The sequence below is a fragment of the Methylobacterium terrae genome (genome assembly GCF_003173755.1).
GTDB lineage: Bacteria > Pseudomonadota > Alphaproteobacteria > Rhizobiales > Beijerinckiaceae > Methylobacterium > Methylobacterium terrae.
Map to the genome: position 1 here is coordinate 1,621,888 of NZ_CP029553.1, position 14,354 is coordinate 1,636,241.

Below are 14,354 nucleotides of genomic sequence, written 5' to 3' on the forward strand. Positions count from 1 at the left end.
AGAGCGTCGCCGGCCAATCCCGGGGACGCGGTCTCGTCGTGCGCAGGTCCGGAGAGAGCACTGGGACGGCCCGGCCGCGCCTGACGCCCGACGCGCTCGCCGAGCGCGTCGCCGGGCTCGGGACGGGCGAGCGGCTCGCGGTCGTCGGCCTGACGCGCGACGGCGTCGGCGAGGTGCTGGCGGGGCGCGAGATCGGCCGCGGGGTGCTGCTGGTCGCCGCCGAGGAGCTTCGGACCGCCCGCGCGGTGATCGACCGCCTGCTCGACGACCTCGCCGACCTGGCGCTCGCCCGCTGGCCGGACTGGCCGGGACGCGACGGATCGGCGCCCGAGGTCTCGGGCCCGTGGCTGAAGGCGGCCGCGACCTTCGCGGCGGCCGGGCGGCCGCCGCGGTTCCGCCGGGCGGCGCCGGCGCTCGAGTTCGCGCAGCTGCTGCAGGCCCTCGATGCCGGCAGCGTGATCCTGGTGGCGGAGGTCGATCCGGCCTCGCCGGCGCGGGCCGCCCCGGTGATCGAGGCGCTGGAATGGTGCGCCGGCCTCGGCGCCGCCTGCGTCGCCGCCCTGCCGGCGCAGCCGCCCGACGCCCCGCCCTACGACCGCATCCTCTACGGCGCCTGCGCGATCGACCGGGTGCCGATGCCGGCCGCGTCGCGCTTCATCCCGCCTCACTCGCCGCCTCGCTCGCGGGCCCACCCGGCGAGCGCGATCGAGCGCCGGGTCGAGGCGGCGCTGGCGGGCGACCCGGAGCTCGCCGGCCTGTTCGTCGGCAATGCGCCCGTGCGCGTGCCGGGCGACGGCCGGCAGCCGTGGGTCGACCTCCTGTGCCGGGAGCACCGCATCGTCGTCGAGCTCGACGGGCCGGAGCACCAGGCCAACCCGAAATTCGGCGACGACCGCCACCGCGACTACGAGCTGATGGTCGCCGGCTACCTCGTGCTGCGTCTCACCAACGCGCAGGTCGACCACGACCTTCAGCGCGCGGTCGAGAAGATCCGCGCCGTCGTCCGGCTGCGCCGCCCCGCCCCCGCTGGAGACCCGACCCGATGAGCGAGACGCCGACGCCGCCCCAGGCGCTGATCCTCTGGCGCCTGCTCGGCCGGCAGGGCACCGCGCTGAACAGCGAGATCGCGCCGAAGAAGGCCGAGCGCGAGGCGCTGGTGCGGGCCGGGCTCATCGCGGTCGAGAAGGAGGGCCGCTCCTCGCGCCTGACCGTGACCGACAAGGGCTGGAACTGGGCCGGCGGCCACCTGCGCGAACCCCTGCCGCCGACCATGCGGGTGTTGCAGGACTGGCTGACGCGCCTCCACCACCACCTCGACGCCACCGGCGCGACGCTCGCCGAGTTCGTCGGCCCCGCCCCCGAGCGGGCGCCGCCGGCACCAAAGGTGCAGGCGAGATCCGCCAAGGCGCCGCGCAAGCCGAGCCCGCGCGAGCCGAGCCCGCGCAAGCCGAGCCCGCGCGAGCCGAGCCCGCCCGAGCAGGCCCCGCCCCCGCTCCGCACCCGGATCGAGGAGGCCTACCTCGCCTGCACCGGTGGGCGACGGGCCGAGGCGGTGCGCCTCAGCGCCCTGCGGGCCGCGCTGCCCGACCTCGACCGCGCCGCCGTCGATGCCGGGCTCGCCGCGATCCTGCGCGGCGACGCGACCATCCGGCTGACCCGGATCAGCGACCCGAAGGCCCTCGACGCCGCGGAGCGCGACGCCGCCTTCGATCCGGCCGGCGAGCCCTTCCACGAGATCTGGATCCAGGCATGAGCGATGCCCTCGACGCCCTGCGCCGCGTCAATTTCGACTGGGTGCGCACCCTCGACAGCGTCTGGCTCGACGCCGCGCCGACCGGTGCCCCGAACGAGGCCCTGGTTCCGCGGATCGTCGAGGCGCTGCACGCGCAAGGCCCGGGCGCCCGACCGCGGGGCCGGGTGCTCGTCGGCGAGCCGGGGATCGGCAAGACCCACCTCGTCGGCCAGATCCGGCGCGCGGTGTGGGAATCGGGCGGCTGGTTCGTGCTCCTCGACGTGCTCGGGCTCACCGATTTCTGGCGCAGCGCGGCGCTGAGCTACCTCACCGCCATGATGCACCCGATGCCGGACGGACGGCGCCAGTCCGACGCGGTGCTGGCCGGCGTCGCCCGCCGCTTCCGCGTCGAGGAGCAGGTCGAGCAGGCGTTCAACACCCCCAACATCGACACCCGCCGGATCGTCGACCTCCTCGTGCGGGCCCTGATGCACGTCGATACCGGGCGCGCGCTCAAGCACCAGGACGTCTTCCGCGCCCTGTGCCTGCTGCGCTCGCAGGATCTCGCGGCGGTCGGCCTCGCCCATGCCTGGCTGCAGGGCTACGAGGCCGACCCGGCCGCCCGCGCGGCCCTGGGCTTCACCACCCCGCCGCCCTCGCCGATCGACCTCGTGCGCGGCATGGCCTGGATCATGGGCTTGAGCGGCCCGACCCTCGTCGCCGTCGACCAGATCGACGGCGTGGTCGATACGAGCCGCCTGACGCTCGACGACGATTTCGACGCGGGCCCGGGCCTCGCCGAGATGCTGGCCGCGGGCCTGATGGAGCTGCACGAGGGCGCCGGCCGCGGCATGACGCTGGTCACCTGCCTCACCGATTCCTGGCGGCGGCTCGCGGAGCGCGGGCTGAAATCCGCCTTCGACCGGTTCGAGCCGCCGACGGTGCTCGAGGGGCTGAACGTGCCGGCGGCCGCGGCGGCGCTCATCCGCAGCCGCCTGGGCCCGGCCTACGCGGAGGCCGGCTTCACGCCGCCCTTCCCGACCTGGCCGTTCAGCGAGGCGGCGATCACGGCGGCGTCCCACGCGGCGATGCGGCCGCGCACGCTGCTGATGCGCTGCGACGCGTTCCGCCGCGACTGCCTGGCGGGCGAGGCCGTGACGATCTGCGACGACCTCACCGGGAAGGCGCCCGACCCGGCGACCGCCGCGAAGGCCCCCGGCTTCGACCTCGCGGCCGCCCGGCGCGCGGCCGACATCTCCGGCATCCTCGACGACGAGGAGGGCGGGCTCGGCGAGCTCCTGCGCGCCGCCTTCGACCTCTACGCCCTCGAGGACGACCCGCACGACGCCATCGACGTGGTGAGCAAGGGCGAGCCCGAGCAGCGGCTGCCGCCGCTCCATGGCCGGCTGACCTTCCTCCACCGCGACGAGAACGACCGCGAGCGCCACGTCTGCTACCGCGCCCTGCTCCAGCCGCACCCGATCGCGTTCCAGGCGCGCCTGCGCGCCGCGCTCACCGCCTCGGGCATCTCGACCAGGATCCCGGGCCGCGAGCTGCTGGTGGTGCGCCGCGGCCCGGTGCCGCCCGGCGCCAAGACCGACGCCCTCGTCGACCGGTTCCTGGCCGCCGGCGGCAAGCTGATCGACCCCTCGGACGACGACCTGCGCACCTTCGTCGCCCTGCGGTCCTTGCGCGACAAGGCGCTGCGCGACGGGGAGATGGACCGCTTCGAGCGCTGGATGCGCGACACCCTGCCGGTGCGCGGGACGGCGTTCTTCCGCAACGCCGGCCTGCCGGGGGACGGCACGGCGGCGCAGCCGGTGCGCCCGCGCCGCGCGCCCCTGCCGCCGCTGCCGCCCCGGCAGGCGAGGACCGAGCCCGACTTATCGCCCATCAGGGCCGGCGAGGCGGCGCCCTCGCCGCGGGACGGAGGCGAGCCCCGCTCCGCGGCCGCCGCGCCTCGCGGCGCGCCGGCACGAGCAGCCGGGACACCGGAGGCGGGGCTGGCCGGGGCTACGCCTTCCGCCGTCGCGGTGCCCACGCCCGGACCGGGCGTCACGGCCGAACCCGTCTCCGGCCGAGGCCGCGGGCCGGCCGCGAGCCCGGCACCACACGCCGCCCCGGCCCCCGTCCCCGACGCCATCCCGGTCGGCCACCGCCTCACGCCCGACGCCCCGCCGGTCGCCCTGCCGATGCGGCTCCTGCCGCGCCACACCGCGATCATCGCCGGCTCCGGCTCGGGCAAGACCGTGCTGCTGCGCCGGCTGGTCGAGGAGGCGGCGCTCGCCGGCATCCCGGCGATCGTGGTCGATCCCAACAACGACCTGTCGCGCCTCGGCGACCCCTGGCCGGAGCGGCCCGACAGGTTCACCCCGGAGGACGACCGCAAGGCCGGCCTCTACGCCGAGCGGGTCGAGGTGGTGGTGTGGACGCCGGGGCTGCATGCCGGCAACCCGCTCTTCCTCTCGGTGATGCCTGATCTCGCAGCGAGCGACGACCGCGACGAGCGCGCCCAGGCGATCGAGATGGCGGCCGAGACCCTCGGGCCCCTGGCGGGAGCCGGCAAGACCCTCCAGCGCGGCGTGCTCGCCGATGCGCTCCGGGCTTTCGCAAGCCGGGGCGGCGGGACGCTGGCCCGGTTCACCGACCTCCTCGCCGACCTGCCGGACGGCACCAGCCAGATCGGCAATGCCCAGAAGCTCGCCGCCGCCATGGCGGACCAGCTGCTCGCCGCGGTCGCCACCAACCCGCTCCTGCGGATCGAGGGGGCGGTGCTCGATCCGGCCCGCCTGTTCTACGGCGCCGACCCGGCCCGCACCCGGATCTCGGTCGTCAACCTGTCGGGCCTCGCCTCGGAGGCCGCGCGGGAGGACTTCGTCAACCGGCTGCAGATGGCCCTGTTCGGCTGGATCAAGGCGCATCCCTCGACCCGGGGCATGCTCTACGTCGTCGACGAGGCGCAGACCTTCCTGCCCTCGGGGCGCACGCCGCCGAGCCTTGGCAGCGGCATCAAGCTGGTGGCGCAGGGGCGCAAGTACGGGCTGGGCATGATCGTGGCGACGCAGGTGCCCAAGGGCATCCACAACCAGATCGTGTCGAACTGCACCACGCAGTTCTTCGGCCGACAGAGCGCGCCGGCCACCATCGCGGCCGCCCAGGAGATCATGGCGGCGAGCGGCGGCGCGGCGACCGATATCGGCCGGCTCGGGGCGGGGGAATTCTACTTCGCCACCGAGGGGTCGGGGAAACCGGCGAAGCTGCGCACGCCGCTCTGCCTCAGCCACCACCCGGCCAACCCGCCGACGCCCGAGGAGGTCGTCGCCCGCGCCCGGCGCTCGGCCGCGTCCGACGGACCGGCCGGGACCTGAGTTCCGACGGCCGCCCCCTTCCGGGCGCGCTCCTCGTAACCGTGAGATTGTTGACCTTCGGTGTCGGCCGGTGCCGCCTTGCCGTATGGTCACGGGGAACGCGCCAGGGATCCGACCAAACCCCAGATGGATGCCGTCAACCTCAAGTCTTACTCCCACGCCTTTCAGCACATCATCGAGGAATGCGGCCTCGCGGGCAGCTGGCACTGGTCCTTCGCCTCGGGCGAGCAGCGCTGGTCGCCGGGATTTTTCCGGCTGCTCGGCCTGACGCCGGACCTTGCCGCCGCTTACGACCTCTTCGTCGACCTCGTGCACCCGGACGACCGGGGGCGGCTGCCGTCCCCGAGCGAGATCCGGCACGGCGTCCTCGCGCCGCACGAGACCGTCCGGCTGATCCGGCCGAGCGGCGAGATGCGCACCCTCTCCGTCGTGTCGGAACTCCGCGTCTCGCCGGAGGGACGCCCGCTCTCGGCGCGCGGGGTCGCCCTCGACATCACCGACGGCGAGCGGCTGAGGCGGATGCAGGTGGCGGAGCAGCGGCAGCGCCACGCGCTCTACCTGACCTCCTACACGGCGACGTATTCCCTCGGTCCCGACCTCGTCCACGACTTCCCCACCGAGGTGGCGCAGGTGCACGGGCTGACGATGGAGGAGATCCAGGTCGATCCGTTCCTGATGGTCGTGCCCGGGGAGCGCGACGCCCTCCGCAACCGGGGCTGGGAGATGCACGACGATCATGCCCGCTTCCAGGCGACGGCGCATGAGCGCCTCGCCAACGGCGAGGTGCTGCGGTTCCGCCTCGTCGGCGTGCCGGTCTGGAGCGGGACGGGCGAGTATCGCGGCTGGACCGGCATGAAATACCCGATCCTCCAATCCGGGGTGTCCGTGTCGGGCCGCGACGCCGCCGAGGGTCCCGGGCTGCGCCTCGCGCTCGAGCAGGCCGTGCGGGGCCGCCACCTGCGGGCGGCCCGGGCGCTCCTCGACTGGTCGATGACGACGCTCGCCGCGGCCGGCGGCCTGTCGCTCTCGACGGTACGGCGCCTGGAGGAGGATGCCGAGGGCCAGGGCTCCCGCTCGCGCCACAAGGCGGTGGCGGCCCTGCGCGAGGCCGGCATCCGCTTCATCGCCATGGACGACGGCACGTTGGCGGTGGCGAAATGCTGAGGCCCGGTGGCCGGACCGCCCGGCACGGCCCCACCGCTTGAGCAGGCGGCGGGTTGTCGTGCATAGGGACGAGCCGCTCGACCGTCCCGAATCCGCGCGAATGAATGCCGCCGACCTGAAGTCCTGCTCGGACGTCTTCCTGCACATCATCGAGACGCACGGTTTCGCCGGGTTCTGGAGCTGGTCCTTCGCCTCGAACCAGCAGCACTGGTCGTCGGGCCTGTTCCGTATCCTCGGGGTGGATCCGTCCGTCACGACGGCCAGCTACGATCTTCTCGTCGGCCTCCTGCATCCGGACGACCGGATGCGCATGGCGAGCACGGCGGAGCTCCTGCAGGGCTACGTCTCGCCGGACGTCCTCGTTCGCCTGATCCGGCCGAGCGGCGAGATGCGGGCGCTCTCGGTCCTGTCCGAGCTCCGCGTCTCGCCGGAGGGCCGGCCGCACTCGGTCAGCGGGATCGTCCTCGACGTCACCGACCGCGAGCGGCTGCGGCGGATCCAGGCGACGGAGAAGCGCCGGCGCCAGGCGCTCTACCTCACGTCCTACACGACCACCTACGCGGTGGGCCCGGACCGCATCCACGACTTTCCCGCCGAGATGGCGCAGGTGCACGGCCCGTCCCTGCACGAGATCAACGTGAACCCGTTCGTGATGATCGTGCCCGAGGAGCGCGCGGCGTTCCGCGAGCGGGCCCTGGGCGTCCACGCTCCGCGGGCGCACTTCCAGGGCACGTCGCACGAGCGTCTCGCCGACGGCGAGGTCTGGCAGTTCCGCATCGTCGGCGTCCCGCTCTGGGACGAGGCGGGGCGCTATCTCGGCCGGGCCGGGCTGAAATACGCGATCGGCCCGTCGGGGGAGCCCGTCCACGCGGCCGAACCGGCGAGGAACAACCAGATCCGGCGCGCGCTCGAGCAGGTCGTGCAAGGGCGCCACCTGCGGGCGGCGCGGGGCCTGCTCGACTGGTCGATGGCGACGCTCGCCGCGGCCGGCGGCCTGTCGCTCTCGACGGTGCGGCGCCTGGAGGAGGATGTCGAGGGCCAGGGCTCCCGCTCGCGCCACAAGGCGGTGGCGGCCCTGCGCCGGGCCGGCATCCGCTTCGTCGCCATGGATGACGGCACGCTGGCCGTCGCGAAGGTCTGAGGACCGCCGGAGGGCGCGCGGACGGGGCCCGGGGGCGGTCCCCTACCCGCCGAAGACCGAGGTCAGCTGCTGCCCGCCGCGGTTGATCGTCACCTCCCACATCGAGGCGGGGGTCCGGGTCATCCGCTCGAGGTCCTTGGTCGAGGCAACCGGGGCGCCGTTCACCGCCACCACGAGGTCGCCCTTCTGCAAGCCGACCCGGTTGGCGACGGTGCCGGCCTCGACCTCCGAGATGATCACGCCGTCGCCCTGGGCCTGGGTCGGCATGTCGAGCTGCAGCTCCTCGATCACCGCCGGCGACAGGTTGACCGCGGTGGCGCCGAGGAAGGGCGAGCGGGTCTTCACCTTCAGGGCGTCGCGGGGCCGCGTCTCCGGCGCCGGCCCCAGGCGCACCGGCAGGGTCGTGCGGGTCGCGCCGCGCAGGACCGTCAGCTTGGTCTCGCCCTTGATGCCCTTGAGCGCGAAGCGGTAGCCGAAGGCTTCCGGGTCGTCGACCGTCTGCCCGTCCACCGCCAGGATCACGTCGCCGCGCTTCAGGCCCGCCTCCTCGGCCGGGCTCTTCGGCTGCATCGAGGCCACCAGCACCCCGGTCGGGTGGTCGAGGCCGACGCTATCGGCGATGTCAGGCGTCACATGCTGCAGGCGGGCGCCGAGCCAGGGCCGGCGCACCGTGCGGGCCCCGCCCTTGGCGGTCTCGACCACCGCCTTGACCATGCTGGCGGGGATGGCGAAGCCGATGCCGTGGCTGCCGCCCGACTGCGAGTAGATCGCCGTGTTGATGCCGACGAGGCCGCCGTTGAGGTCGACGAGCGCGCCGCCCGAATTGCCCGGGTTGATCGCCGCGTCGGTCTGGATGAAGAACTGGTAGTCCGCCGAGCCGACCTGGGTGCGGGCGAGCGCCGAGACGATGCCCTGCGTCACCGTCTGGCCGACGCCGAACGGGTTGCCGATCGCGATCACGAAGTCGCCGACCTGGAGCCCCTCCGAATCGCCGATCTCCATCGGCGTGAGGCCGCCGGTCGGGCTCTTGATCTTGAGGATGGCGAGATCGGTGCGGGGGTCGCGCAGCAGGATCTGCGCCTCGAACTCGCGCCGGTCGTTCAGCGCCACCTTCACCTCGTTCATGTTCTCGATGACGTGGTTGTTGGTGACGATCAGCCCCGAGGCGTCGACGATGACGCCCGAGCCGAGCGAGCGTTGCGCCCGCTCCTGGGGCAGGTTCGGGCCGGCATCGCCGAAGAAGCGGCGCAGGAACTCGTCCATCGCGCCGCGGTTGCCGGCGCGCTTCTCGACGTGGGTGCCGTAGACGTTGACGACGGACGGCGCGGCGCGCTTGACCAGCGGCGCGAAGGAGAGCTGCACCTGCGCCTTGGATTCGGGCAGGGCCCGGTTGTCCGTCAGGGCGCGGAACGGCGGCACCGACTCGGCCTGCGCGGCCGCCGATTGGGCGACCCCGAGGAGGAGCGCGGCGAGCAGCAGGGGGGTCGTCGGGCGGCGCATCGGCATTCGGCTCCTCAAGGGTCTGGACGCTCTCTCACATGACAGCACTGCGCTGAAAAGATGGCGCTCGCGGCCCGCCCGTCATCCCCGCGTAGAGGTCGCACAGCGCGTCCGCATGCGCCGCGAGGGTCATCGGGGCGGCCCAGTAGCGCGCATGGGCGGCGCGGCCGAGGGTGCGCACCACGGCGTCGTCCTTCAGCCGGCGGAAGGCGTCGGCCAGGGAACCGGCCTCCGGCGCGACCAGGAAGCCGGTCTCGCCCTGCCGGATCTTCTCGCCCGCCCCGGCCCGGTCGGAGGCGACCGCCGGGATGCCGGCGGCGAGCGCCTCGTAGACCGTCAGCGGGCCGGTCTCGAGCCAGCGCGCCGGCGCCGCCACGGCGCGGGCGCGGGCGCGCAGCAGCGCCTCGACCTCCGCCGGCGCGCGCCAGCCGACCACCTCCGCTCCGGGCACGGCGCGCAGTTCCGCCGCGAGCGGCCCGTCGCCGACGAACAGGGACGGCAGACCCGCCCGGTGGGCCGCCTCGGCGACGAGGTCCGCTCCCTTCTCGCGGGTGAACCGGCCGACGAAGGCGACGGCGTCGCCGCGGGCCGGATCGGCCGGGGCGGCGCGCTCGACCCGGACCGGGTTGTCGATCCGGTGGTGGCGGAAGACGGTCGCCCCCAGCATCGGTTCGAGCCGCGCCCGGCTGCCGTCGGAGACGTGGACGAGGTCGAGCGGGCGGCGGGCGAAGCCGCGGGCAATCGCCTTTCGCTGCACCAGCGAGCGCGCTACCCGCACCGCCTTGTGCGCCCGCGATTGCGGATCGCACGGTGCCGCGAGGCAGCTCCCCGAGAGCGGCCGCAGGGCGCAGGGCTCGGCCGCGTCGAAGCGGTAATAGACGCCGTTCGGGCAGGCGAGGAAGTAGTCGTGCAGGGTCACCGCCACCGGCAGGCCGCTGCGGGCCAGCACGGCGAAGACCGCGGGCGAGAGCGAGCGGGTCCATTGGTGCAGGTGGACGACGTCCGGCCCCGCCGGCAGCCCCGCGAGGGCCGCCTCCAGGCGCCGGGCCGCCTCGCGGTTCCAGATCCCGTCGATCGCCCCGCGCCAGGCCGGCCGCTCCCACACGTCGGTGAGGCCGAGCCCGATCCGGCGGATGCGGGAATGGTCGAGCAGCGGGTCGGCCGGCCCGTCGACCCCGTGGATCAGCGTGACGGCGACGCCCCGCTCGGCGAGGCCGCGCGCGGATTCGATCGCGACCTTCTCCGCCCCCCCTTTCGGGGTGGCGAAGTTCGTCAGGATGGCGGCGTGCATGGCTCGAGCCCTCGCGTCGGCGGACCCTAGCCGGCGAGACGCCACCGTCCCGTTAAAGACGCGAGGGACGCAACAGGCTCGGGCCCCGCGCGTTAGCCGGGCAGACCGTCCCGGCACCGGGACGCTCCGAGAGGAGAGAGCCCGATGGGCAACGACACCAAGACCCCGAACCAGGACCAGCCCGGCTTCCGCCGCGACAGCGCCTCGCCGGAGGACAAGGCGCGGCCGGAGAACCAGCAGAGCAAGCTCAACGAGCGCCTCGACGAGGGCCTGGAGGAGACGTTTCCCTCAAGCGATCCCGTCTCGGTGAAGATCACGAAGTAGCGACCGGCCCCCGCCGACTGGCCCCTGCCGATCGGCCGCAACGAGGAACGCCGCCGCGGGTCCACCCGCGGCGGCGTTCCTCGTTCAGGCGCGTCCGCGCCTGAGGCTCCATGCGCGTCCGCGCGCGGAGTTCACTGCACCTCGAGCAGGCGCCGGGCGATGACCTGGGCCTGGATCTCGGCGGCGCCCTCGAAGATCGACAGGATGCGGGCGTCGCAGAGCAGGCGGCTCACCGGGTACTCGAGGGCGAAGCCGTTGCCGCCGTGGATCTGGAGCGCGTTGTCGGCCGCCGCCCAGGCGACGCGGGCGGCGAGCAGCTTCGCCATCCCGGCCTCGAGGTCGCAGCGCTTGCCGGCGTCCTTCTGGTGGGCGGCGAAGTAGGTGAGCTGGCGGGCGATCGCGATCTCGACCGCCATCATGGCGAGCTTGTCGGCGACCCGCGGGAACGAGACCAGGGGCTTGCCGAACTGCACCCGCTCCTCGGCGTAGCGCAGGCCGACGTCGAGGGCCGATTGCGCCACGCCGACGGCGCGGGCCGCGGTCTGGATGCGGGCCGATTCGAAGGTCTGCATCAGCTGGGCGAAGCCCTTGCCCTCGACCCCGCCGAGCAGGTTGGCCTCCGGCACCGCGAACCCGTCGAAGGCGAGCTCGTACTCCTTCATGCCGCGGTAGCCGAGCACCTCGATCTCGCCGCCCGACAGGCCCGCGACCGGGAAGGGGTCCTCGTCGGTGCCGCGGGGCTTCTCGCCGAGCAGCAGCGACAGGCCCTTGTGGCCCGGCTCCTCGGGCTTGGTGCGCACCAGCACGGTCATCAGGTCGGCGCGGACCGGGTGGGTGATCCAGGTCTTGTTGCCGGTGATCCGCCAGGTGTCGCCGTCCTTCACCGCCTTGGTGCGCAGCGAGGCGAGGTCCGAGCCGGTATTCGGCTCGGTGAACACCGCGGTCGGCAGGACCTCGCCCGAGGCGATCCTGGGCAGGAAGCGGCTCTTCTGCTCCTCGGTGCCGCCCCCTAAGATCAGTTCGGCGGCGATCTCCGAGCGGGTGCCGAGCGAGCCGACGCCGATATAGGCCCGCGACAATTCCTCCGAGACCACGCACATCGAGATCTTCGGCAGGCCCATGCCGCCGTACTCCTCCGGGATGGTGAGCCCGAACACGCCGAGCTCGGCCATCTGGCCGATGACCTCGAGCGGGATGTAGGCGTTCTCCCGGTGCCACTCGTGGGCGTGGGGCGCGACCTCGGCCTGGCCGAAGCGGCGCATCTCGGCGCGGATCGCCTCCATGTCCTCGTCGAGGCCGGTCTCGCCCACCGTGGCGGAGCCCTGGCCCTCGCGGATCAGCCGCACCAGGGCGGCGCGGTTGCCCGCGGTGTTGCCCTCGGCGATCAGGGTCTCGACCGCCTCGGAGCGGTGGCGCGCCACCTCCTGGGCCTTGAGCCCGAGCGAGGTCGTCGGGCGCACCATCTCGCCCTGGCTCATCGGGATGCCGGCAAAGAGCTGCTCCAGGTACTCGCCCAGCCCGATGCGCACGAGGAGCGTCTCGGTCTCGCCCAGGCGGCCCTGGCCGGCGAGGTGGGCGGCGTAGTTGCCGAGCTGGGTGATCGCCTCGGCGTAGGTCGAGACCCAGGCGAGGCCGTGGGCGGCGTGCTGCTCGGCCTCGAGGCGCTCGGGCGAGAGCCGGCCGTCGGGCCCGAGCAGGCCGGCCCGCACCCGGCGGGCGGCGTCGGCGGCGAGCGCCTTGGCGGCGAGGCCGGCTTCCTGCGCCAGGGTGACGAGGTCGGTCGGGGCGGGGGCGGCCTGGGCGGACATCGGTCAGGTCTCCGGTGGTTTTGCTGCGGCGCATACAAATAGCGGCGAATCGCCGGCCTGTAGAGGGGCCAGCCTGCCGCTGGGATCCGACTTTTTGGGGAGCGACGGTTATTGCGCCGTGACGCCGCCGTCGATCACCATCTCGGCCCCGGTGACGAAGCCGGCCTCGTCCGAGGCGAGGTAGGCGGCGAGCCCCGCGATCTCCTCCGCCGCGGCGTTGCGGCCGAGCGGCACCGAGGCGCGCAGGCGCTCGGACAGCTCGTCGGGGGTGTAGCGGCTGCCGGCGGCGAGATCGCGCAGCATGTCGGTCTCGGTGAAGCCCGGATGGATCGAGTTGCAGCGCACGCCGTAGCCCTGGCGGGCGCAGTGCAGGGCGACCGACTTGCTCAGGAGCCGCACCGCTCCCTTCGAGGCGTTGTAGGCCGCGAGGTTGTGCCCGCCGACGATGCCGGAGACCGACGAGAGGTTGATGATCGCCCCGCCCCGCCCGGCCGGCGGCTTCATCGCCCTGACCGCGTGGCGGCAGCCCAGGAAGGTGCCGTCGACGTTGATCGCCTGGACGCGGTGCCAATCCTCCAGGGTGACGGATTCGATCGTGCCGACCACGGCGATCCCGGCATTGTTGACGAGAACGTCGAGCCCGCCGTGGCGGGCGACCGTGCGGTCGACGGCGCGGGTCCAGTCCTCGTCCCTCGTGACGTCGAGGGAGCAGGGATGGAAGGCCGGGTTCTCCGGCGCGACGCGCTCGGCCGCCGCCGCATCGATGTCGGCGAGGATCACCGCCGCCGCTCCCTCGCGGGCGAAGCGACGCGCGATCGCGAGCCCGATCCCCCGCGCGCCGCCCGTGACCAGGGCGACCTTGCCGGCCAGACGCTGCATCCGGATATCCTCCCTCGCGTCCCGCCTCTTGCCTCGAGCCTTTCCGTTGCGCTCTTGCCCCGGGCGGTCCGCCAGGGTGGCGCGGCGGGCGGGCGGCCGCAAGCGCCGGCTTCGGGGCCCCGCCGCGGCGGGCGCCCGCCCTTCGGCCGGGTGGCGTTCCGCACGGCACGGAATGCCTCGCATTTTCGCATTCCGCCGCGTGCCCGACGATTGACAACCGATCCGGGAGGCGCCCTTATGTCTAATCATATTAGCGGCCCGAGCCCGTCACTCGCCTCGCCTTCATCCAATGGGAGATCTGCATGAACAAGCGTATCTTCGTACAGATCACCCTCGGGCTGGGCCTCCTTGCGGCCACGACGATGATGGCGCACGCCCAGGACGCCCTGGCGCGGGTCAAGGCGGCGGGAATCCTGAAGGTCGGCACCGAGACTGCTTTCGCGCCGTTCGACTTCATCGACGCGACGGGCGAGCATGCCGGCTTCAACGTCGATGCGTTCAACGAGGTCGGCAAGGAACTCGGCGTCAAGATCGCCTGGGTCGAGCTGCCCTGGGACGGCGTGCTCCCCGCGCTCGAGGCCGGGCAGTTCAACATGGTGGCGGGGCCCGCCACCATCACCAAGGCACGGATGGAGCGCTACCGGTTCCTGTCGCCGGTCGCCGAGGCGACCGTCGCCGTCCTGCGGCGCACGAAGGACGACACGATCAAGGCGCCCCAGGACATCGCCGGCAAGACCGTCGGCGCCGGCAAGGCGACGGCGCAGCTCGCCCAGTTGAAGACCTACAGCGCGACGCTTCCCCGCCCGGTCGAGACGCGCGAATATCCGGGCTTCAACGAGGCCTATGCCGACCTCGCGGCGGGGCGCATCGCGGCCGTGGCGAACTCGCTGCCGAACATCGCCTACGTCGCCTCGAAGCAGCCCGCCGTCTTCGCGGTCGTGAAGCCGCCCTTCGGCCAGAAGAGCTATTTCGGCTACATCGGCACGAAGAAGCCGGACGACCAGGCCCTGCTCGATGCCGTGCAGACCGCGCTCCTGAAGATCAAGGCCGACGGCCGCATGGGAAAGATGCAGGAGAAGTGGTTCGGCACGGCCTTCGACACGCCGGACGTCGCGGCGGAGCCGAGCTTCTGACGCCGTCCCCGGCC

The 14,354-nt window shown here is 73.5% G+C and carries 11 protein-coding genes; 7 read left to right on the forward strand and 4 right to left on the reverse strand.

All coding sequences use genetic code 11. The features are described 5' to 3' along the window. The first annotated feature begins 38 nt into the window (after positions 1-38). The 5 genes from DK419_RS07320 to DK419_RS07340 all read left to right on the forward strand — a co-directional run bounded on the left by DK419_RS07320 (position 39) and on the right by DK419_RS07340 (position 7,405). Positions 39-1,046: an endonuclease domain-containing protein gene (locus DK419_RS07320; protein ID WP_245442862.1), complete on the forward strand. Its 1,008-nt coding sequence runs from the start codon at positions 39-41 to the stop codon at positions 1,044-1,046. After that, positions 1,043-1,753 (forward strand): hypothetical protein, encoded by a 711-nt coding sequence (locus DK419_RS07325; RefSeq protein WP_109958499.1) that lies wholly within the window; start codon positions 1,043-1,045, stop codon positions 1,751-1,753. Before DK419_RS07320 ends, DK419_RS07325 begins: the two co-directional genes overlap by 4 nt. Beyond that, positions 1,750-5,100, forward strand: coding sequence for an ATP-binding protein (locus tag DK419_RS07330; protein WP_109958500.1), 3,351 nt, complete (start codon positions 1,750-1,752; stop codon positions 5,098-5,100). The genes DK419_RS07325 and DK419_RS07330 overlap by 4 nt, the downstream gene beginning before the upstream one ends. 126 nt (positions 5,101-5,226) lie before the next feature. Beyond that, entirely contained in the window at positions 5,227-6,264 is a 1,038-nt protein-coding gene (locus tag DK419_RS07335) for a PAS domain-containing protein (protein WP_109958501.1), read from the forward strand. 100 nt (positions 6,265-6,364) lie between these two features. Beyond that, positions 6,365-7,405, forward strand: coding sequence for a PAS domain-containing protein (locus tag DK419_RS07340; RefSeq protein WP_109958502.1), 1,041 nt, complete (start codon positions 6,365-6,367; stop codon positions 7,403-7,405). A gap of 42 nt (positions 7,406-7,447) precedes the next feature. Here the strand turns inward: DK419_RS07340 and DK419_RS07345 are convergent, their stop codons facing one another. Next, positions 7,448-8,905, reverse strand: a complete 1,458-nt coding sequence (locus DK419_RS07345; RefSeq protein WP_109962175.1) for a DegQ family serine endoprotease — start codon at positions 8,903-8,905, stop codon at positions 7,448-7,450. A 34-nt stretch (positions 8,906-8,939) separates the two neighbouring features. Then, the gene (locus DK419_RS07350; protein WP_109958503.1) at positions 8,940-10,196 is read right to left on the reverse strand and encodes a glycosyltransferase family 4 protein; all 1,257 of its coding nucleotides are present in this window, start codon (positions 10,194-10,196) and stop codon (positions 8,940-8,942) included. 144 nt (positions 10,197-10,340) lie between these two features. Here DK419_RS07350 and DK419_RS07355 point away from each other — a divergent pair, with 144 nt between their 5' ends. Then, positions 10,341-10,520 (forward strand): hypothetical protein, encoded by a 180-nt coding sequence (locus DK419_RS07355; protein ID WP_099955703.1) that lies wholly within the window; start codon positions 10,341-10,343, stop codon positions 10,518-10,520. A 131-nt stretch (positions 10,521-10,651) separates the two neighbouring features. Here the strand turns inward: DK419_RS07355 and DK419_RS07360 are convergent, their stop codons facing one another. After that, positions 10,652-12,328, reverse strand: coding sequence for an acyl-CoA dehydrogenase family protein (locus DK419_RS07360; protein ID WP_109958504.1), 1,677 nt, complete (start codon positions 12,326-12,328; stop codon positions 10,652-10,654). A gap of 108 nt (positions 12,329-12,436) precedes the next feature. Then, positions 12,437-13,207, reverse strand: coding sequence for a glucose 1-dehydrogenase (locus DK419_RS07365; protein ID WP_109958505.1), 771 nt, complete (start codon positions 13,205-13,207; stop codon positions 12,437-12,439). A 362-nt stretch (positions 13,208-13,569) separates the two neighbouring features. On the opposite strand from DK419_RS07365, the gene DK419_RS07370 reads away from it, so the two are divergent. Continuing rightward, entirely contained in the window at positions 13,570-14,340 is a 771-nt protein-coding gene (locus tag DK419_RS07370) for a transporter substrate-binding domain-containing protein (RefSeq protein ID WP_425352663.1), read from the forward strand. Positions 14,341-14,354: the final 14 nt, after the last annotated feature.

Bases quoted from the DNA above. Each gene is read 5' to 3' on its own strand.
- DK419_RS07325 (WP_109958499.1), top strand. From the start codon at position 1,043: ATGAGCGAGACGCCGACGCCGCCCCAGGCGCTGATCCTCTGGCGCCTG.
- DK419_RS07330 (WP_109958500.1), top strand. From the start codon at position 1,750: ATGAGCGATGCCCTCGACGCCCTGCGCCGCGTCAATTTCGACTGGGTG.
- DK419_RS07335 (WP_109958501.1), top strand. From the start codon at position 5,227: ATGGATGCCGTCAACCTCAAGTCTTACTCCCACGCCTTTCAGCACATC.
- DK419_RS07340 (WP_109958502.1), top strand. From the start codon at position 6,365: ATGAATGCCGCCGACCTGAAGTCCTGCTCGGACGTCTTCCTGCACATC.
- DK419_RS07345 (WP_109962175.1), bottom strand. From the start codon at position 8,905: ATGCGCCGCCCGACGACCCCCCTGCTGCTCGCCGCGCTCCTCCTCGGG.
- DK419_RS07350 (WP_109958503.1), bottom strand. From the start codon at position 10,196: ATGCACGCCGCCATCCTGACGAACTTCGCCACCCCGAAAGGGGGGGCG.
- DK419_RS07355 (WP_099955703.1), top strand. From the start codon at position 10,341: ATGGGCAACGACACCAAGACCCCGAACCAGGACCAGCCCGGCTTCCGC.
- DK419_RS07360 (WP_109958504.1), bottom strand. From the start codon at position 12,328: ATGTCCGCCCAGGCCGCCCCCGCCCCGACCGACCTCGTCACCCTGGCG.
- DK419_RS07365 (WP_109958505.1), bottom strand. From the start codon at position 13,207: ATGCAGCGTCTGGCCGGCAAGGTCGCCCTGGTCACGGGCGGCGCGCGG.
- DK419_RS07370 (WP_425352663.1), top strand. From the start codon at position 13,570: ATGATGGCGCACGCCCAGGACGCCCTGGCGCGGGTCAAGGCGGCGGGA.